The 19,110-nt window shown below is 62.0% G+C and carries 17 protein-coding genes; 8 read left to right on the forward strand and 9 right to left on the reverse strand.

The window, feature by feature from the left end; all coding sequences use genetic code 11:
• The first annotated feature begins 30 nt into the window (after nt 1–30).
• A complete protein-coding gene (locus MOV63_RS01585; protein ID WP_247031219.1) occupies nt 31–732 on the forward strand; it encodes a glutathione S-transferase family protein in 702 nt (233 codons plus the stop codon).
• A gap of 42 nt (nt 733–774) precedes the next feature.
• Here MOV63_RS01585 and MOV63_RS01590 read toward each other — a convergent pair whose 3' ends face one another.
• From MOV63_RS01590 to MOV63_RS01620, 7 genes are read right to left on the reverse strand one after another with little or no spacing between them, the layout of a single operon-like run.
• Nucleotides 775–2,127, reverse strand: a complete 1,353-nt coding sequence (locus MOV63_RS01590) for an NtaA/DmoA family FMN-dependent monooxygenase (RefSeq protein ID WP_247031220.1) — start codon at nt 2,125–2,127, stop codon at nt 775–777.
• Nucleotides 2,128–2,155: 28 nt separating this feature from the next.
• Nucleotides 2,156–2,806, reverse strand: coding sequence for an NAD(P)-dependent oxidoreductase (locus MOV63_RS01595; protein WP_247031221.1), 651 nt, complete (start codon nt 2,804–2,806; stop codon nt 2,156–2,158).
• Nucleotides 2,807–2,824: 18 nt separating this feature from the next.
• Nucleotides 2,825–4,078 carry an NAD(P)/FAD-dependent oxidoreductase gene (locus MOV63_RS01600; protein WP_247031222.1) on the reverse strand — a complete coding sequence of 418 codons (1,254 nt, stop codon included), beginning with the start codon at nt 4,076–4,078 and terminating at the stop codon, nt 2,825–2,827.
• 5 nt (nt 4,079–4,083) lie between these two features.
• Nucleotides 4,084–4,950, reverse strand: a complete 867-nt coding sequence (locus tag MOV63_RS01605) for an NmrA family NAD(P)-binding protein (RefSeq protein WP_247031223.1) — start codon at nt 4,948–4,950, stop codon at nt 4,084–4,086.
• A complete protein-coding gene (locus MOV63_RS01610; protein WP_247031224.1) occupies nt 4,947–5,981 on the reverse strand; it encodes an ABC transporter substrate-binding protein in 1,035 nt (344 codons plus the stop codon). Before MOV63_RS01610 ends, MOV63_RS01605 begins: the two co-directional genes overlap by 4 nt.
• 8 nt (nt 5,982–5,989) lie before the next feature.
• Nucleotides 5,990–7,222, reverse strand: a complete 1,233-nt coding sequence (locus tag MOV63_RS01615) for an acyl-CoA dehydrogenase family protein (RefSeq protein ID WP_247031225.1) — start codon at nt 7,220–7,222, stop codon at nt 5,990–5,992.
• 12 nt (nt 7,223–7,234) lie between these two features.
• Entirely contained in the window at nt 7,235–8,275 is a 1,041-nt protein-coding gene (locus MOV63_RS01620; protein ID WP_247031226.1) for an ABC transporter substrate-binding protein, read from the reverse strand.
• A gap of 311 nt (nt 8,276–8,586) precedes the next feature.
• Here MOV63_RS01620 and MOV63_RS01625 point away from each other — a divergent pair, with 311 nt between their 5' ends.
• From MOV63_RS01625 to MOV63_RS01645, 5 genes are read left to right on the forward strand one after another with little or no spacing between them, the layout of a single operon-like run.
• On the forward strand, nt 8,587–9,573 hold the full coding sequence (locus MOV63_RS01625) for an ABC transporter permease (RefSeq protein ID WP_247031227.1): 987 nt from the start codon (nt 8,587–8,589) through the stop codon (nt 9,571–9,573).
• Nucleotides 9,573–10,577, forward strand: coding sequence for an ABC transporter permease (locus MOV63_RS01630; RefSeq protein WP_247031228.1), 1,005 nt, complete (start codon nt 9,573–9,575; stop codon nt 10,575–10,577). Before MOV63_RS01625 ends, MOV63_RS01630 begins: the two co-directional genes overlap by 1 nt.
• Before the next feature lie 4 nt (nt 10,578–10,581).
• Nucleotides 10,582–11,580, forward strand: a complete 999-nt coding sequence (locus tag MOV63_RS01635) for an ABC transporter ATP-binding protein (protein WP_247031229.1) — start codon at nt 10,582–10,584, stop codon at nt 11,578–11,580.
• Nucleotides 11,558–12,502: an ABC transporter ATP-binding protein gene (locus tag MOV63_RS01640; RefSeq protein WP_247031230.1), complete on the forward strand. Its 945-nt coding sequence runs from the start codon at nt 11,558–11,560 to the stop codon at nt 12,500–12,502. Before MOV63_RS01635 ends, MOV63_RS01640 begins: the two co-directional genes overlap by 23 nt.
• A gap of 18 nt (nt 12,503–12,520) precedes the next feature.
• On the forward strand, nt 12,521–13,582 hold the full coding sequence (locus MOV63_RS01645; RefSeq protein ID WP_247031231.1) for an aldo/keto reductase: 1,062 nt from the start codon (nt 12,521–12,523) through the stop codon (nt 13,580–13,582).
• Between the two features lie 83 nt (nt 13,583–13,665).
• Here the strand turns inward: MOV63_RS01645 and MOV63_RS01650 are convergent, their stop codons facing one another.
• Nucleotides 13,666–14,619 carry an amidohydrolase family protein gene (locus MOV63_RS01650; RefSeq protein WP_247031232.1) on the reverse strand — a complete coding sequence of 318 codons (954 nt, stop codon included), beginning with the start codon at nt 14,617–14,619 and terminating at the stop codon, nt 13,666–13,668.
• Nucleotides 14,616–15,716: an LLM class flavin-dependent oxidoreductase gene (locus MOV63_RS01655; protein ID WP_247031233.1), complete on the reverse strand. Its 1,101-nt coding sequence runs from the start codon at nt 15,714–15,716 to the stop codon at nt 14,616–14,618. Before MOV63_RS01655 ends, MOV63_RS01650 begins: the two co-directional genes overlap by 4 nt.
• Nucleotides 15,717–16,183: 467 nt before the next feature.
• On the opposite strand from MOV63_RS01655, the gene MOV63_RS01660 reads away from it, so the two are divergent.
• Nucleotides 16,184–17,800 carry an ABC transporter substrate-binding protein gene (locus MOV63_RS01660; protein WP_247031234.1) on the forward strand — a complete coding sequence of 539 codons (1,617 nt, stop codon included), beginning with the start codon at nt 16,184–16,186 and terminating at the stop codon, nt 17,798–17,800.
• A gap of 67 nt (nt 17,801–17,867) precedes the next feature.
• Nucleotides 17,868–19,091, forward strand: a complete 1,224-nt coding sequence (locus MOV63_RS01665) for an acyl-CoA dehydrogenase family protein (protein ID WP_247031235.1) — start codon at nt 17,868–17,870, stop codon at nt 19,089–19,091.
• The last annotated feature ends 19 nt before the right edge of the window (nt 19,092–19,110 follow it).

The following is a 19,110-nucleotide window of genomic DNA, read 5'->3' on the forward strand; positions in this document are numbered from 1 at the left end:
GGCTTGGAGAACAATAGGGAGGAGCGGGATATGGAGAATATTGAGCTGCTATCGGGCGGGCTCTCGGCTCCGAAGGGTGAAACGATCCTCTTCTATAGTCCGGGAGCCTGTTCGCTTGCTCCCCATATCGCTCTCGAGGAGACCGGCCGGCCGTTTCGACCGATCGAGACATTGCTGGGGAAGCAACAGCACCTCACTCCCGATTATCTGGCGATCAATCCCCGGGGGAAAGTCCCATCCCTTGTGACGCCGGATGGCCAGGTGATCACGGAAAACACCGCGATACTGGCCTATATCGGCCTCATCAATCCCGAACTCCGCATGTTTCCGACAGATGTTGTCGAGCAGATGCAATGTATTGCCCAGATGGCGTGGTTTTCGAACACGCCGCATATATTTCAGAAAGCCAAATTCCGGCCCTATCATTTCGCCGATGAGGAAGAGGTTCACGACGCTATCCGGACGAAGGCAGCGGCAAGATATTGGGAGAGCATGGTAGAAATCGACAGGTTGATTGCCGATCACCATTGGATCATGGGCGAACAATATACGGTCGTGGACCCCTATGCGCTCGTCTTTTACGGCTGGGGCACGAGCAACGGCTTGCCGATGGAGACGCTTGGGCATTTCACCCGGCACAAAAACCAGATGCTCGAAAGAACAGCCGTGCGAACCGTGCTGGAGCGCGAGATGAATCCTCATTTTAGAACCGCTATCTCGACCAATGCCTAACCAAAGGCGGGCGACAGGCGGTTCAGCACATTATAGGGAAGCTCAGCGCAGCCGTGAAATGGCGGCGCTTCTGCCGATGTCCGCGTCTGCTTGGGGAAAGGGCAGTCCGTACCGCTCGCGGACAGTTTTTTCCTCGTACCGGGTACGGTAGACGCCGCGCTCCTGCAGGATCGGTACCACCTTATCGACAAATTCCTCGATATCGTCCGGCGCGCGGGGTGGCTGCAGCGTATAGCCGTCGACGGTTCCATCCGCCCAAAGATCGATGATCCCGTCGGCCACCTCCTCGGGCGTGCCGAGCAGGAGGCGGTGATGCCCTTCCGAACGCCGCACGACCTCTCTGGCGGTCAGCTTCTCGTGGGTGAGCAGATCGACAAGCCCAAGTCCCATGCCTACCGCCTGCAGGCGATTTGGATCGGGAATGAAACGCTCCGCATCCAGAACCGCGTCCGGATCGAAACCGTCAGGATCAATGCCGTTCTCCTTGACGAAGCGGGCGATCAGGCCGTCTTCCGAGCCGGCGCCGCTGAAGAGTTCGTGTTTGCGCAGTGCTTCCTCGCGGGTCCCGCCGAGAATGACGACGAGGCCGGGCACGATGCGAATGCCCAAGGGGTCGCGGCCGAACGCAATTGCCCGGTCCCTGACTTTTTTGCCGAAGGCCCGGCCGGCAGGACGAGAAAGGATGTTGCAATAGATGATCTCGCCGTGACGGGCGGCGAGGTCGATGCCGCCTTCAGACGCGCCTGCCTGTGCGATGACCGGGTGGTCTTGCGGCCCGCGCGGAACATTGAGCGGGCCCTTGACGGTAAAATAGGTGCCCTGGTGATCGATCGCATGGGCGCTGGTCGCATCCCAGAAACGGTCTTCCGGCACGTCGCCTTCGCGAGAGGGGTCCCAGCTCGCCCAGAGCTTTTTGGCGACGTCGAGGAATTCCGATGCCTTCGCGTAACGTTGGTTGCGCGGCGGTAGCGGCTCCGAACCAAAATTGGCGGCGACGTTCGGATTGAAGGAAGAGACGATATTGATGATCAGTCTGCCGCCCGAGATGATGTCCGTCGACTGGGTGCGGCGTGCGAGGTTATAGGGCGAATTGTAGGTCGAGGACATGGTCGCCACGAAACCGATATCCGGTACTTGGGCGGCAAGCGCGGTACAGAGAATAAGCGGATCGATCGTGTGGAAGGGGCGGCCATTCGGATCGGTCATCAGCGCCGGATGGTCGGAGAAGAACACCGCGTCGAACAGGCCCTTGTGGGCAAGCTCGGTCAGGCGCCGGTAATAGTCGGGATCGGTGATCTCGTGCCGGTTGCCCGTCCGGTATTTCCAGGCATTGCCGAGATAACCGGTCGTGTTAATGCCGACATTGAGGTTGAGCTTGCGCTGTGTGCTTGTCATCTGTGTGGAATCCTAAATACGTGAGCCGTCAGTAGGCGGCAGTGAAGCGCCGGCGGACGAACTGGCCCCTGTCGAGTTCGTCGAGGATGGCGATGGCGAAGTCGGCCTCCGAGATGCGGCTTTCGCCGGCTTCATCGCGCAGCAGACGGTCTTCGCCGAGCCGGAACTTGCCGGTGCGCTCGCCAACCTTGATCGAAAGCGGCGGCGAGACATAGGTCCAGTCGAGATCGCGGTCACCGCGCTTGAGGCTCCTCAGGATCTCGCGGTTGCGCAGCGTATGGGCCTTGTGTTCGGCCGGGTAGAAATCGCTGTCGACCACATCGACACCCGGACTCGCCTCAAGGCTGCCAACGCCGCCGACGATAATAAGGCGGCGGACGCCTGCTTGTTTGATCCCCGCAAACAGCGCGTCATGCGCCTTGCGGATGAGTTCGGCGGCGTCATCGGCGCAGTGGCGGCGCAGGCCGGGACTGTAGGCACTGATCACCGCATCATGGCCGGCGGCAATCTTTGCGACGTCGTCGGCATTGGCGATATCCGCCTTGAGGACAGTCAAGCGCTCAGCGGGTTCGAGATCTGTCGAGCGGGTGACGGCGGTGACGCGGTGGCCGCGGGATAGTGCTTCCTTTCGAATATTGCTGCCGATGTTTCCTGAAGCGCCGAAAACGACGATGGACATGAGATTATTTCCTTGAAGCTATTGGGGAGCGGCCACGGCCGAAATCGGCCGGCCGGCACCGACATTGCGTAACATTGCCGAAAGAGAGGAGCGCACGGCCTCGTAGCCGTGCTCGCGCATGGCATTTTCATAATCGTTGACGGCAGCCGCCTGGGGTTTGCCGTGGCGGCGGGCGGCGGCGATCTGCGGCACGAGAAGGCCGGTATCGTAGAGCGCGGTATTGCCGCCCAGGGCGCGAAAATAGGTCATGGCGTGGATGGCGTCGCCAAGCAGGGTGACCGGTCCCGTCTGCCAAATGGCGCCGGGCGTCGAACTCTTCACCTTGAGGAAGGCGACGGTAGAGGGATCGGTATGCCGGATAAGCTTCAGGATGCGTTCGTCCCAATGTGGGATACGGGCGAGAAGCACCTCGAGCAATGCAGCGCCGTCCAGCTTTTCCAAGGCTTCGTCCGGTCCGAGCTCGCCGGTGTCGTAGGCCGTGTTCCACCAGGCATAGCTGGCGGTGTTGTTGAAGTGGAACCCGGGGATACCCCGATGGCTTGGGTCCTCGGTGCCAATCAGGCCATGGCGCGCGTAAGCAGCCGGATTGACCCGGTGGCTGGTGATCATCAGCGTGCGGCCGTCGCGCGGGCGGATATGGGTGTTGAAGTCGGTGAGCAACGGAGAGATGCCATGGCGTTCGGCATCCCTGAGCGTGATCTTTCCTGCGAGACGACGTACGCCGGTATCGATGCTGGTGAGATCAGGCAGGAGCTGGCGTCGCACCGCCGATCCCGCCCCGTCGGCACCGACCAGCAGATTGGCGCGCACTGCCGAGCCGTCGGCAAAATGAGCGATCACCGTGCCATCCGGCTGAAGAGCGTATCGTTCAAAACGTTTGCCGGTTTGAACGATATCGTCGAGGCCGGAAAGCAGGATCTGTCGCAGCGTGATGCGGCTTACGGATTTTTCGATATGCGTATCTTCCGGCTCCCCGCTGCCACGCCCCGTGTCGTCCAGCCGATTAAACTGCTCGTCGAGTACAAGATTTTCCGTTGGCGCAAGGCCGAGCGTATCGAGAAAGGCGTCGTACAGATGCGGCGGCAGGTTGGCCTGAAGCGCGTCGATGCCGCGTTGGCGGATACGCATGCGAAAGCCCTGCACATAGTCGGCGCGGACCGGATCGCGCTCGAAGACGGCGGTATCGATGCCGTTTTTCTTGAGGCCCTGAGCCAGGGCGAGGCCTCCAGGGCCGCCGCCGATGATGGCGATGTCGACGAAGGGAATACTCATGGGTTCTATCCAACCAGGGCCGCTTCGGCGGCGAGATAATCTGACACGAAGGCCTCGACGCTTCGCGGTGGTCGCCCCAGGATCGAGGCGACGAGATCCGTCGTAACGGCCGCGCGGCCGGCGGCGATGAGGGTGGCGAATTGTGCAACGGCCCGATGTTCAAAATCAGTATCGGAAGGGCCGATGCCGGGCCGCTTCTCGATCGCCGTGACCCGTCGCCCAAGCGCTGTCGCGATGAGGCCGGCGATCTGCCGCGGCGTCTTCACATCAGGGCCGCTCAGGTTGAGCGCGCCGACGTCGGCGATCCTGTCGGCGAGAAGAAGATGGACGGCGACATCGGCTATGTCGCGGGCATCGATATATCCGACGCCGGCATCAAGGTTCGCGGCGGTGAGGGGATTGCCGGCCAGGACGTGTTTGATGGTGTTGGCAAGCGACACCTGCATCCAGGCGTTCGGACGAACGGATATCGAGTCGATCGGCAGGCGGCGGAGGTGTTGTTCGACGGCCGCGTGGGCGTCACCGGAAATCGAGACGCCGGGCGGATCGATTGTCCAATCCGAACCGGAAATCTTGACGATGCGCTGCACGCCCGCCGCCTCAGCGGCGTTGGCGACGGCGATCTGGTCCGCCGCCAGCCGCTCACTGATCGGTGACAGGAGGAGAAGCCGCCCGACGCCCCGGAGGGCGGCATCGAGCGAGTAGCGGTCGGCAAATTCGCCGGCGGCGATCTGGACGATGGCGCCGAACAGATTGCGTGCCGTTTCCGGTCGGCGGGTGAGGATCCTGACTGGCCGGTTCTGCGCGACGAGCCGTTCGACGATAAGCCGGCCCAGCCTGCCGGTCGCGCCTGTGACGAGGACCCGGCTCATGCGGCGGCCCGCCGGTTTGCAGCTTCCAATGGCCTGCTGTCGATCCAGGTCGAAACATTGAAGTCGGCGGGAATGAAGCCCCATTCGAGCAGGAAATTCTTGAAGTGGTCGAAAGCGGTGATCTGGTCTGCATCCAGCGAGAGCGTCAAGTGCTTGTGCACGTTGGGGCCATTTGCCGCCCAGACCGCATCTTCGCCAACGCCGATCTCATTGGCGATCAAGCGTACCGCATCTCCCGGATTGGCCTCAGCCCACGCCGCCACGCCGCGGATGGTTTCGACAAGCTCGGTAACGAGGTCGAAATGCTCGTCGAGGAAGCGCGCATCGACCGTCAGGGGCCGCGGCGTGCCATTGTTAATGCGAATCTTCGCGTCGGGATGGAAGCCGAATTCCGAGACGACGACGGCGCCGATCTGGTTGGCAAGCACGATGCCTTCCGCACCCTTGACGAAAAAGGCGTCGATGTCGCCGCGGGCAAGGGCCAGAAGTTCGTCGCCATAAGGGTAACGGCGCTTCAGGCCGAGAAAGGCGGTGTTGCCCCGCTCGATCAGGTTGGCCTCGGTGCTGTCGAGATAGACGAGTTTGACGTCATCGTGCGTCAGGCCATCGAGCGAAAGCGCCGAAACAATCCCTTTCAGAGCCGTGGCTCGCTGGAAATCGACGATTTTCTCGTCCGGATTACGCGGCACGCCGAGGCGACGGCCCTTCAAGTCGGCGCCGGTCTTTATGCCGGAGGAGGGGAGCGCGATGATCGCCTGGAATTCGTCGGTGCTGGTGATGCCGATGACGCGGGTCTCGCGTCCGCCGGAACGCGCCCAGATCGGCGGAATGTTGCCTCCCTGCCGGAAAGAGTAGTCGAGCGCATGTGTGAAATGGCTCTGACGAGCGACGGGATACTTGCTGTCGCGGATCGAGCGGACAACGACCCCGGAGGATTCGAACTGCCGGTCGATCCAGCCGAGCTGGTGGGCGATGGAGAGGGGCGTCGGCGCCGGGCAGCGCGTGTACCAGACGGAGGAGAGAAAAGACATGATGGCTCCTAACCGCGGCCGACGACGGCGAGGCGGGGTTGTGGGTGAGGGCGCACCGGCACCGGTTCGAGCACGACCGCGGGTGCAGCGGCGTGCCGGCCGAGCGCGGCCTTGGCGAGCATGGTGCGGATAAGGTTGTTCTGGGGCGCATGTGCCTTGCCGGACAACGCATCCCGGTGATGCCGCTCCAGTGGGTTGTCGCGGCTGATGCCGGGATTGCCGCCGAGTTCCAGTGCCAGCGTGGTGACGGCGATGGCGTTTTCCATGACGGTATGTTTGACCGCCGCCGCATCCGCACCGAACGGCCGTCCTGCATCGAAATCCTCGGCGATCGAGCGGAGCAGGCGGCGGTTCACCGTCAGCCAGACCTCGATCTGGCCGAGGCCGTCCTGAATTCGGGGTACTGTCGAGAGGGGAGCGCCAAGGCTTGCCGGCGCCCTTGATGTGGTGAATTCGATCAGCCAGTCGCGGGCGCCTCGGGCGGCCCCGTCATAGATCGCCGGGACGAGGCTGAAATACCAGGCGCCCAGGCGTTCGTCACGTTTGATGCCCTCACTGGCCGGCGCGATGTCGAGCACGTCCTCCAGCGGGATCGCCACATCGTCGAGGATCAGGTCGTCGCTGTTGGTGGCGCGCATGCCGGTGGCGTTCCAGGTCTTTTCCACCCGGATGCCATCGGCGCTGGTAGGCACCAGGAATGAGCCGAGGCGCGGCTCCGGCTCGTCGGTAATGGCGAGCACGGAGACCCAGCGCAGAAGCGGAATCCCGGTCGCATAGGTCTTGTGGCCGGTGATCCGCCATTCGTTGCCGACCTTGCGGGCCACGGTTTCCGGCGGCGTGCCGTGCGAAGGCGAACCGACACGGGGCTCCACCTGCGCGGCATTGATCAATGCGACGCCTTCACGATTGGCTTTGGTTACCCGCTCGACCAGATGTTTCGGCCATTTGCCCGACGCGCGGATCGAATAGTGCTGGTTGTAGTGCATGGAGAGCACCAGCGCGGTGGAAGGCTCGCCGTGGGCGATGGCGGAAACGACCGCAAGCGCTTCGGTCAGGCCGCCGCCGCGGCCGCCATGTTCGACCGCCGTCACGAGGCCAAGAAGGCCGGTTTCGTAGAGAGCATCGAAATTGGCGAAAGGAAATTCGCCTGTCTCGTCATAATGACGGGCAGTCAACGCGAAGCGTTTTCCCAGTTCCTCAGCTTTGGCAATCAGCGACGCGAAATCGATCGAAGCGGTCATCATGTTCTCCGATCAGGCGACGGCACGGGTTTCGAGCAGTGCCCAGGGACGATGATCGACCCAGGCGTCGATATCGAAATTGGAGGCGAGGAAGCCCCATTCGTGCAGAAAATCCTTGTAGTGGCCGATCGCTTCGACCAGCTCAGGCTCGAGCCCGATACCCAGATGCTTGTGGAGGTCCGGTCCGTTGGCGGAGGCGACGACCTCTTCCGACGCGCCCACCTCGCGGGCAACGAAGCGGCGCACGTCGTCCGGATGGCTCTCCGCCCAGGCGCTGGCGCGCTTTAAGGTTTCGATGAGCTTCGCCACGAGATCCGGCCGGTCTTCGGCAAACCGTTCATCGACGGTGAGGATGCGCGGCGAGCCGGAATTGATGCGGATCTTCGGGTCGGGGTGGAAGCCGAATTCGCTGACCGTGTGGGTCGCAAAGAGGTTGGCGACACTGATGCCGGGCGTGCCTTTCACGTAAATCGCGTCGACCTCGCCGCGCAGCAGGGCAGCGATTTCCGGCCCGTATGCCTGCCGATTGCGCAGGCCGTAAAGCTGCGGCCCGTCGCGATTGTCGAGTACCGAGTCGGGAAGCGCAATATCGACGATCTCCACGTCGTGGTGGGCGAGGCCTTCCAGCGAAAGGGCGGAGACCAGGCCTTTCAGCGCGGTGGCGGCCATGAAATCGACGATGCCGGGCGGACGGCGGGCGATGCCGAAACGGCGACCGACGAGATCCCTCGTCGTTCTGATACCGGTGCCGGGCAAGGTAATGATCGCCTGGAACTCGTCTGTCCAGGTAATGCCGACGAGGCGCGTCGGATTGCCCTCCGAACGGGCTCGGATCGGCGGGACATTGCCGCCGTGGCGGAAGGAATAGTCGAGGTGATGATCGAAATGGCTGGATCGGATGTTCCGGTCCTTGCTGTCGATGATCGAGTTGAGGGTGGTTCCCTCCCTGGCGAAGGTTTCGTCCAGCAGACCGAGCTGAGTCGCGAGACCCACCGGAGTGGGCACCGGGCAGCGCGTGTACCAGATTTGAGAAATGGCGTTGCGAATGGTCATCGTATCCTCCTATGCCTCGTCCGCGTCTTCAGGCCTGCGGAAGCCTTTTTTCTCCCAATCGCAGCAAACGAGTGCGTTCTTGCCTCTCGCTCGCGAAACGTGGGAGATAATTGCGATTATCGACCAATATAGAGCATTAACGAAAACTTGATTTCGAAAAATGATCGTTATCTGGTTTTATTTTGCGCAAACAGATTTGACAAAGCCTATAGAATTAGTCAACTATCAAAATTACCGGATACGAAAATCGATGTTTCCGGAAGCTTTGAGCTGCTCCGTGCAGCTATCTTGAACCTGAGAGGCGGAGCACGATGCCGGCGCTGCTGAGAATTGCACGAACACTGCGACGCACGCTGTTGCAGGCGATCCCGACCGTGCTTGGGATCGTCATCCTGAATTTCTTTCTGCTGCAGCTGGCACCCGGTGACGCGGCCGACGTGATGGCCGGTGAGGCGGGATCGGCGACGGCGGAAAGCATGGCGGCACTGCGCTCGCGCTTCGGTCTCGACAATCCCGTGCTCGTGCAGCTCGGGCACTATCTCAACAATCTCGCGCATTTCAGCCTTGGATTTTCGCCGCGCTACGGCATGCCGGTCGCCGACCTGATCGCCCAGCGCCTGCCGGGCACGCTGACCTTGATGGCGCTCGCGCTGACCATCGCCATCCTGCTCGGCGTCGTCCTCGGTTCGCTGATGGCAAGCTTCGCCGGCCGTATTCCGGATCGCTTGCTGTCGATCTTTTCGCTGCTTTTCTATTCGATCCCGAGCTTCTGGATCGGCCTGATGCTGATCGTCTTCTTCTCGGTGAAGCTCGGCTGGTTGCCGAGCGGCGGCGCCGGGACGATCGGTTCGCGGCTGACCGGTGTGCCGGCAATCCTCGACAAGGCGCGCTACATGGTGCTGCCGGCGACGTCGCTCGCGCTGTTCTACGTGGCGATCTATGCCCGGCTGACGCGCGCCTCGATGCTGGAGGTCAAGAACCAGGATTTCGTGCGCACCGCCTATGCCAAGGGGCTGACGCCTTTCGGCGTCACCGCACGGCATATCCTGCGCAATGCGCTGATCCCGATCACCACCATGGCCGGCATGCATATCGGCGGCATGCTGGGTGGCGCGGTAGTGGTCGAAACCGTTTATAGCTGGCCGGGTCTCGGACGGCTCGCTTTCGAAGCGGTCATGGGCCGCGACTTCACAGTGTTGCTCGGCATCCTGCTTTTGTCTTCGCTTCTCGTCATCATCGCCAATGCCGCCGTGGATATCATCCACGCCTGGCTCGACCCCCGTATTGGAGCCCGCTGATGTCCACGACCGATGTCGGAAACTTTCGCAGCCTTGTGGCCGAACGCGAGGCGACTGCCGAGCCAGAAGCGGCTGCCGCGACTGCTGCGGCGAACGGGCCGGCTTGGTCCAACATGAAGGCACCCGATGCCCGCTCGCAGCAGAGCGCGGCGGTTGCGGTGACCAACGGGCGGCGGGCGCTGAAGGTCTTTCTGTCGAACCCGAACGCCTTGTTCGGCACGGGTTTCCTTGTCTTCGTCATCCTCGTCGCTCTTACCGCCCCGATCCTTTATCCGGACGATCCCCTGTCCATGGTGGGCCGCCCGTTCCTGTGGCCGGGGCAGAACTCCGCCTATCCGCTCGGCACGGATTCGCTCGGTCGCGACGTGCTTGCCGGTATCCTGCATGGTTCCCGTATCTCGCTGTTCGTCGGGCTCATGGCAACCGCACTGGGGCTGACGTTCGGCGTCCTGGTTGGCTCGACGGCGGGTTATTTCGGCGGCTGGATTGACGATCTCCTGGTTCGGCTTATCGAAATCTTCCAGACGCTGCCAAGCTTCGTGCTGCTGGTCGTGCTGGTGGCAATCGCGCAGCCCTCGGCGACGACGGTGACACTTGCGATTGCCGTCATCTCGTGGCCGACGGTCGCACGGTTGACCCGCGCCGAGTTCCGCGCCATCCGCGAGAAGGATTTCGTCATGGCGGCCCGCAGTCTCGGCTACGGCCATGCCCGCATCATCTTCCGGGAGATCCTGCCAAACGCGCTGCCGCCGATCATCGTCACCTCGTCGGTCATGGTGGCGACGGCAATTCTCATGGAATCAGCGCTTTCCTTCATGGGGCTCGGCGATCCGAACGTGGTGAGCTGGGGTTCCATGATCGGTACCGGTCGCGAGCTTGTCCGCACCGCATGGTATCTGACCGCGCTGCCGGGACTGGCAATCGTGTTCACCGTCCTCGCCCTCAATCTTATCGGCGACGGCTTGAACGACGCACTCAATCCCCGTTTCTCGCAGGATCGGTGAGACCATGGCCCCGCTGCTTCAAGTCGATAATCTGACCATCCGCTTTCCCCGTGCAGAACCGGTCGGCAATCTTTCATTCGAAATCGAGCAAGGGGAGACGCTGGCGATCGTCGGCGAATCCGGCTCTGGCAAATCGCTGACGGCGCTGGCGCTGATGCAGCTTCTTCCACGCGCCGCAAAGATCGCCAATGGCCACATTACGTTCGGCGGGCGCGACCTCACCAAGCTCGATGCACGCGAGATGCGGCATCTGCGTGGCCGTGAGATCGCCATGATCTTCCAGGAGCCTATGACCAGCCTCAATCCGGTCATGACCATCGGCCGGCAGATCGGCGAGGTGCTGAAGGTGCACGAAAAACTGTCTGGCAAGGCGGCGCGCGAACGGGCGATCGAGCTTTTGAGGCTGGTGCGCATTCCAGCGCCCGAAAAGCGGGTCGACGATTATCCGCATCAGCTCTCCGGCGGCATGCGCCAGCGTGTGATGATCGCGATCGCGGTTGCCTGCAAACCGAAGCTGCTGATCGCCGACGAACCGACCACGGCGCTCGACGTGACCATCCAAGCCCAGGTTCTCGACCTGCTCGACACGCTGCGGCGAGAGCTGCAGATGGCTGTCGTGCTGATCACCCATGACCTCGGCGTGGTAGCGCAATGGGCCGACAAGGTGGTCGTCATGTATGCCGGCCGCAAGGTGGAGCAGGCGCTGCCGGGCGATCTTTTTAACGATCCGCTGCATCCTTATACGCGCGGCCTGCTCGCCGCCTCACCGCGACTGAAGCACGATTTTCATTATCGTGACGGTGCGCTCACCGAAATTCCCGGCTCGATCGTCTCGGCGGTCGGTGAAGCGGGCTGTCCGTTCCGGCCACGATGCAATCAGGCGCGCGCCAGCTGCAGCCATCACGTGCCTCAGCTCATCGTTCCGGCCGCAGACCGGCTGGTTGCCTGTCCTTTCACGACATCCCTCAAGGCCGTGCCCCATGCCGCTGCTCTCAGTCTCTGACCTCAAGACCCACTACAAGAGCCGGGACGGCCTGTTGCGGGCCGTCGACGGGATCGATCTCGTCGTCGAACGTGGCGAAACGGTCGGACTCGTCGGCGAGAGCGGCTGCGGCAAGTCCACGCTCGGCAAAACGGTGCTCAGACTGGTCGACCCGACGGCAGGCCACATCGAGTTCAAGGGCGAGGATATCACCGTGCTCGACCAGCGAAACCTGCAGCGGGTTCGCAGATCGATCCAGATGATTTTCCAGGATCCGTATGCCTCTCTCAATCCGCGCCAGACCATCGGTGAAATCCTCGAAGCGCCGCTTGTCGTCCACAAGGTCGGCGATCGCACCGAACGGCGGCAGATCATCGCCAATATCGTTGCCAAGGTCGGGTTGCCTGCGGAATCCATCAATCGTTATCCTCACGAGTTTTCCGGCGGTCAACGTCAGCGCATCGGCATCGCACGGGCGCTGTTGCTCAATCCCGAACTGATCGTCTGCGACGAGCCCGTCTCGGCGCTCGATCTCTCCATCCAGGCGCAGATCCTCAACCTGCTCCTCGAGATGAAGAAAGAATTCGGCCTTTCCTACCTCTTCATCAGCCATGACCTTTCGGTGGTGCGCTATTTCGCGGACCGGGTTATGGTCATGTATCTCGGGCGGATCGTGGAGAGCGCCGATAACGCGACACTCTGGTCCGATCCGCGGCATCCCTATACGCGGGCGCTGATGGAGGCAGTGCCGGATCCGTCGCGGCCACGCCAGGCAGCCCCTCTCGGCGGTGACCTGCCAAGCCCCAGCGACATTCCTTCGGGCTGTCGGTTCCACACCCGTTGCCCGCTCGCGACAGATCTTTGTCGCGCCGACGAACCCGAATTCCGCGCCATCGCACCCGGCCATCAGGTCGCGTGTCATTTCGCGGACCGCATCAACTGAAAACAAGGGAGTTTTTGAATGGTTGACTATCGCTATCTGGGGCGCAGTGCCCTGAAGGTATCGCCGCTGACGCTGGGAGCCATGATGTTCGGCAACCAGACGCCGGACGACGTCGCCTTCCGCATCATCGACAAGGCGCATGAACAGGGTATCAACTTCATCGATACCGCCGACGTCTATCATGACGGCAAATCGGAGCAGGTGGTTGGACGCGGCATCAAGAAGAACCGCGACAGCTGGGTGGTGGCGACCAAGTTCGTCAATTCCCACAACAAGGGTCCGAACCTCGGCGGTTATTCCCGCAAGTGGGTCTACCAGACGGTCGAGAATTCGCTGCGCAATCTCGATACCGACTATATCGACATCCTCTACTTTCACCGTGCCGTCTTCGACGCACCCCTGGACGAGCCGGTTCGGGCGATCGCCGATCTGATCAAAGCCGGCAAGCTGCGCTATTTCGGCGTGTCGAACTTCCGTGGCTGGCGTATCGCGGAGGTCGCGCATCTTGCTGACCAGCTCGGCATCGACCGGCCGATCGCCAGCCAGCCGCTCTACAACATCGTCAACCGGACGGCTGAAGCCGAGCAATTGCCGGCCGCTGCCGCATATGGTCTTGGGGTCGTTTCCTACAGCCCGCTGGCGCGCGGTGTTCTCACCGGCAAATATAATGTCGGAGAAGCCCCGGCCGCCGATACCCGTGCAGGTCGCGGCGACAAACGCATGCATGACGTCGAGTTCCGAGAGGAATCGATCGGCATCGCCAAGCAGATCGCGGCGCATGCGCAGGCCAAGGGCATTTCGCCTGCCGATTTCGCGTTGGCTTGGGTGCTCAACAACAAGCTGATCACCTCGGCGATCGCCGGCCCACGCACCGAGGAGCAGTGGGACGCCTATATCCGCGCGCTCGACGTGAAGCTCGATGCGGAGGATGAAGCGCTCGTCGACCGGCTGGTCGCGACCGGCCATCCGTCCACGCCGGGCTTCACGGATCCGGGTCATCCGGTCGAAGGTCGCGTACCCCGCTCGGTCGCCGCATCCGGCGAAGTCGTTCCGCTCGCCCGTCCCCAGCGCGTTGCCTGATCGGGGACTGAGCCCAACTGACTGACAGAGTTCTTTAAAAGAAGCCCCGGATTTCGGTCCGGGGCTTTGTCGTCGGCCAAGGTCTATTCGGCCGCTTGGGCTTGCGCTTCTCGAAACCCGAGCAGGCGCCTGGCGTTACCGCCGGCCACAAGGCGTGCTTCCGCCTCGCTCAGACCTGCCTCGGTGAGGCTGGCGGTCAGGCGCTTTCTATCGAGTGCCGCCAGGATCGGCCAGTCCGTGCCCGCCAGCACTCTTTCTGCGCCAAAGAAACCGGTCAGCGTGCGGATGATGGCCGGGTCGTGCCCCATCGTGTCGAAATAGATGTTCGGGCGCTTGCCTGCCGCTCTTTCCGCACGACCATAAATGCCGCCGCGCGCCGCCTGAACGATCGCGCCAAGGCCGAGGGTCGCAAAGATGAGGTGAAGGTCCGGCAGGTCGTCGAGCAGCGACGATTGAATGACCGACAGGAAGGCGACGCCATTCATCAGGCCGCGGCCAAGGGAATTGCCGAGCGTACCGGCGCCTGCGATCAGCACCTGCGAATTCGGATGGGCGACCGGGTGTACGAAGACGGGCACCTTGTAGCGTGCGGCAACTTCGAGGGTGGGCCTGACAGACGGATCGCTCAGGAATTTGCCGTCGCGCGAGGAATCGATCACCAGGCCCGACAGTCCGAGTTCGCCGATTGCGCGTTCGGCTTCGCGCGCACCCTCTTCGCCGCTGAACGCGTCGGTGACGGCAAAGCCGACCAGCGACTGATCGTAATGGGAGACGGTGGCAAGCCAGTTATTTGCCTCGCGAACCGCGGCAAGATCGACGGCCCCCTCGGCACCGAACAGACTTTCGATCGTGGAAGTGACAATCGCGAGCGATATTCCGGCCGCCTGGAGCTCATCCACCAGTGCCTGCGGCCTGGTGATCTTGCGATAAAGATCGGGAGTAAAGCCGCTGGCGGGTTTGGCATATTGGCCGCCAGGTCCCCAGGCCGGCGGCCAGAGATGCGTATGAATATCGACGATATCGAGCAGCGTGGTCATTCTGCAGCTATCTTTCTGGCTTCGCGTTCGGCAATCGCGGCTTTCACGAGCGGCACCACATCGCGCCCGTAAGTGACGGTGTCTTCTGTCGGATAGAAGCCGCGCACGAGAAAGTTCGAGACGCCGGCGTCGTAATAATCGAGGATCGCATCGGCCACCTGTTCGGGCGTCCCGACCAGCGCGGTGGAATTGCCGCCGGCGCCGCTTGCTTCTGCAACCTCGGTCCAAAGCCGCTTGTCGAGCACCTTGCCGCGTTTGGCTGCTTCGCGCAGACGCACCGAGCCGACATTCGAGGGCAGCTTTTCGCCATTGCCGCCGGCCACGCGGGCGACTTGCGATTTCACCTTTTGCAGGATGTCGGCGGCTTTTTCCCAGGCCGCATCCTCCGTCTCGGCAACGACGGTCCGGAAGGCGAGCGTGAAGCGGATGTCGCTCGCCGTGCGGCCGTTGGCAACGGCTGCGGCACGCACCTTGGCGATCGTCTCGCGCGCGCCGTCCAGCGGTTCGCCCCAGAGAGCGTAGATATCGGCATGCTTGCCGGCGACCGCGATCGCGGCATCGGAGGAACCGCCGAAGGAGATCGGGATGCGCGGCTTCTGGTATGGCTTCACCTGGCTGAAGGCGCCCTTGAACTTATAGAAGCGGCCTTCGTGGTCGAAGGGCTGGTCGCTTTCCCAGACCTTCTTCAGCACCGTCAGATATTCGTCGGTGCGGGCGTAACGGGTATCGTGGTCCTCGAAATCGCCGTCGCGAGCCTGGTCGGCCTCCGAGCCGCCGGTGATGATATGGACCCAGACACGCCCTTCGGAAAACTGGTCGAGAGTGGCGAGCTGGCGGGCGCCGAGCGTCGGCGCCATCAGGCCGGGTCGATGGGCAAGGAGCGCGCCGATGCGTTCCGTCTGGCTGAAGACGTAAGACGCGATCTGGTTGTTGTCCGGCCATTGCGCGAATTGGCCAATCAGCAGCCGATCGATGCCGGCGGCTTCCGCAGCCTGAACGTGGTTGCGGATATAGGCCTTGTCGATGACCGGGCCGGAGGCGGGGACGATGTCGGACCCTTCCCGGTTGGACGTGTGGCCGATGAATTCGGGTTGCATCAATAAGCTCCTGAACGCGATCCAGTTTGGTGACCAAGCCGCGCCCGAAACGGGTTCGAGCGGCTTGGTCGGTTCGCTTTAGTCTATTTCGTTGATAGACTTTGTCGATTGCGTTTTGCGAAGCTATCTTGGGAAGGATTTCCAATCGACGGGCGTTCCGTGGGATTTCCTTCGTGTGTCGGGCGGCAGGCTCGTTCAAGCCGGAACATCCGTCCTGTTTGGAGGACGGCATTCGTGCTGAGGTTAAATTTGCGGCGAGGGACGGCGTTTTGTCGGGCTCGCGCGAAAAATTCTCCAAAAGGCGGGAAAAACCTCCGCCTTTTTCCATTTCTCCATATCGCTTTAGAAATCCAGTATCTCGATAAAGTTAGTAGATTTTATATTCTCAAAGTAACCACGCTCGATCGGGTGTTGGACGAAATCCAGGTCGTTCCTGCTTGATGAATGGCTGCTTTGGGGGATATTTCATGACGATCAAAACCGCTCGTGTGCTGACGCCGACACGCCGCGCCTTCCTGCTTTCCACTGTGGCGCTTGCGGCTGCGGCCGCCGTTCCGCATATGTCCCAGGCACAGGACGAGACACCGCGCGGCGGCAGCGTTTCGATCAATATCGGCACCGAGCCTCCGGTTCTGGTGCTCATCGCCCATAGCGCGGGTGCCGCCTATTACATCAGCGGCAAGGCGACCGAGAGCCTCTTGACCTATGACCGCAGTTTCAACCCGCAGCCGCTTCTGGCGACCGAATGGAAAGTCAGCGAGGATGGCCTGCGCTACTGGTTCAAGCTCAGGCAGGGCGTGCGGTGGCACGACGGCAAGGATTTCACCGCCGAGGACGTGGCCTTTTCCATTCTCGCACTGAAGGAAAACCATCCACGCGGTCGGGCGACTTTCGCCTCTGTCCAGAAAGCCAACGTGCTCAACTCCCATGAGGTCGAGCTCCTTCTGTCCAAGCCGGCGCCCTATCTCCTCAGCGCCTTCGCCAGCTTCGAGGCGCCGATCGTGCCGAAGCATCTCTACGAAGGCACGAAGGTTGCCGAAAACCCGCACAACGTTGCGCCGGTCGGCACGGGACCCTACAAATTCGTCGAGTGGGTGCGCGGCAGCCATGCGCTCTTCGTTCGCAACGAAGATTACTGGGGCTCGCCGAAGCCTTATCTCGACCAGATCATCTTCCGCTTCATCATCGATCCGGCCGCTGCTGTGGCGGCGATCGAAACCGGTGAAGTGCAAGTCTCGACCGCCAATCTGCCGCTGACGGATATCGACCGCCTGAAGGCCAATCCGAACCTGGTCGTCGACACCACGCCGGCCGCCTATTCGCCGAGCATTGCCCGCGCCGAGTTCAACCTGGAAAACAAATATCTCGCCGACATCAAAGTGCGTCACGCGATCGCCCATGCGGTGGACAAGGATTTCATCGTCAACACGGTCTATCTCGGTTACGCGACGCGGCTCGACGGGCCGGTGAGCCCGGACCTCGCGAAATTCTACAATCCCGATCTGCCGAAATACGAGTTCAATCCGGCAAAGGCGAACCAACTCCTGGATGAAGCCGGTTATAAGCGCGGCGCCGACGGGTTCCGCTTCAAGCTCTTCATCGATCCGACCCAGCCGTCTGGTCCTCCCAAGCAGACGGCTGAATATTTCGCCCAGGCGCTCGGTAAGGTCGGCATCAAGGTTGAGCTTCGCAGCCAGGACTTCGCGTCCTTCGTGAAGCGGATCTTCACCGATCGCGATTTCGACATCGCCATCGAAGGTATGAGCAACCTTTACGATCCGACGGTCGGTGTCCAGCGGCTCTACTGGTCGAAGAATTTCAAGCCCGGCGTGCCCTTCACCAACGGCTCGAAATATTTCAACCCCGAGGTCGACCGCCTGCTTGAGACTGCCGCCGTCGAGGTCGATCCGAAGAAGCGGCAGCAACTGTTCAACGATTTCCAGAAGCTCGTCGTGCAGGATCTGCCGACGCTCGACATCGTCACGCCTTCGGTGATCACCGTCTACGACAAGCGGGTGAAGAACCTCAAGATCGGTGTCGAGGACCTCTGGAGCAACGGGGCCGACATCTATCTCGAGGGATGATCGATCATCGAGGCGGCCGGGTTTTCTCCCGGCCCCTGCCTTTTTCTGCGTTTTCGGAGACAATCGCTTGAGCATCGCCAAATTGCAGAGCACCAGAAGCCTGACGCGCGAGGAGCTTGTCGCGCGCGTCCCCGCTTTCGCCGCCGAAATCGCCAGGGGCGCCGCGCAGCGTGATCTCGACCGCGACTTGCCTTTCGAAGCCTTCGGGCTGTTTCGCGAACTGGGTCTCGGCACCTTGCGCATTCCGGTAGCACTTGGCGGACCGGGCGGCTCGGTGACCGACTATATCGAAATGATCGCGACAATCGGTGCAGCCGATTCCAACGTGGCGCATGCTCTGCGCTCGCATTTCAACTATGTCGAGAACGTTATCCTCAGCGAACCACGGGAGCGGGATGCCAGTGCGGTCAAGCTGATCCTCGCCGGCAAACTGTTCGGCGGCGCCCATACGGAGCAGGGAACCGCACGGCCGGGGCAGGTGACGACGACGATCGTGCGCCAAGGCGACACTTATCGCCTCAACGGCCGCAAATGGTATGCCACCGGCACAGCCTTTGCAGATTTTGCGTCTTTCAGCGCTCTGGATGAAGAGGGGCAAACGGTCGGTATTCTCCTGCCGGTCGATCGCGAGGGTATCAAGATCCTCGACGACTGGGATGGCATGGGCCAGCGCTTGACGGCGAGCGGCGGCGTTCTTCTGGAAAATGTCGAGGTATTCCCGCACGAGTTCGCGACGCGGGGTCTCGACAATCTTGTCGGCCGGCATTGTTCGACGCTGCGTCAATTGCATCTGGCAGCAAGTGCGGCTGGAGCGGTTCGCAACGTGCTGACGGACGGGCTTGCCTATGTGCGCCGGCAGGCGCGTTCGGCGGCACACAGCGCGGCGGAAACAGCAAACCAGGATCCGTTCGTACAGCAGGTGATCGGCGAGATAGCCGCCAACTCCTTTGCGATCGATACGGCCATCGCGGCCGCTGCCGTGGCTCTCGATCGGACCGTGGCTGCCTTCGGCAAAGGCGACGAAGCAGAGATCGAGGAGGCCCTGGTCGCAAGCGCGCTGGCGACGGCACGTACGCAGCTCGTGCTCGGCCAGCTCGGCCCCCGCAGCGCCGAGCGCATGTTCGAACTCGGTGGCGGCTCGGCGACCTCCCGCAACAACAATTTCGACCGTCACTGGCGCAATATCCGCACTGTCCTCAACCACAATCCGCTGCTGCATAAGTCGAGGGTGGTCGGCGATTATCTGCTCAACGGTACGACCACGCATCTCAAGGAAGGAAGGGTGTTCTGAAATTGGCTTCAGTGCGGTT

Origin of the sequence: Neorhizobium sp. SHOUNA12A, assembly GCF_023006505.1 — a bacterium.
Taxonomy (GTDB): Bacteria; Pseudomonadota; Alphaproteobacteria; order Rhizobiales; family Rhizobiaceae; genus Neorhizobium.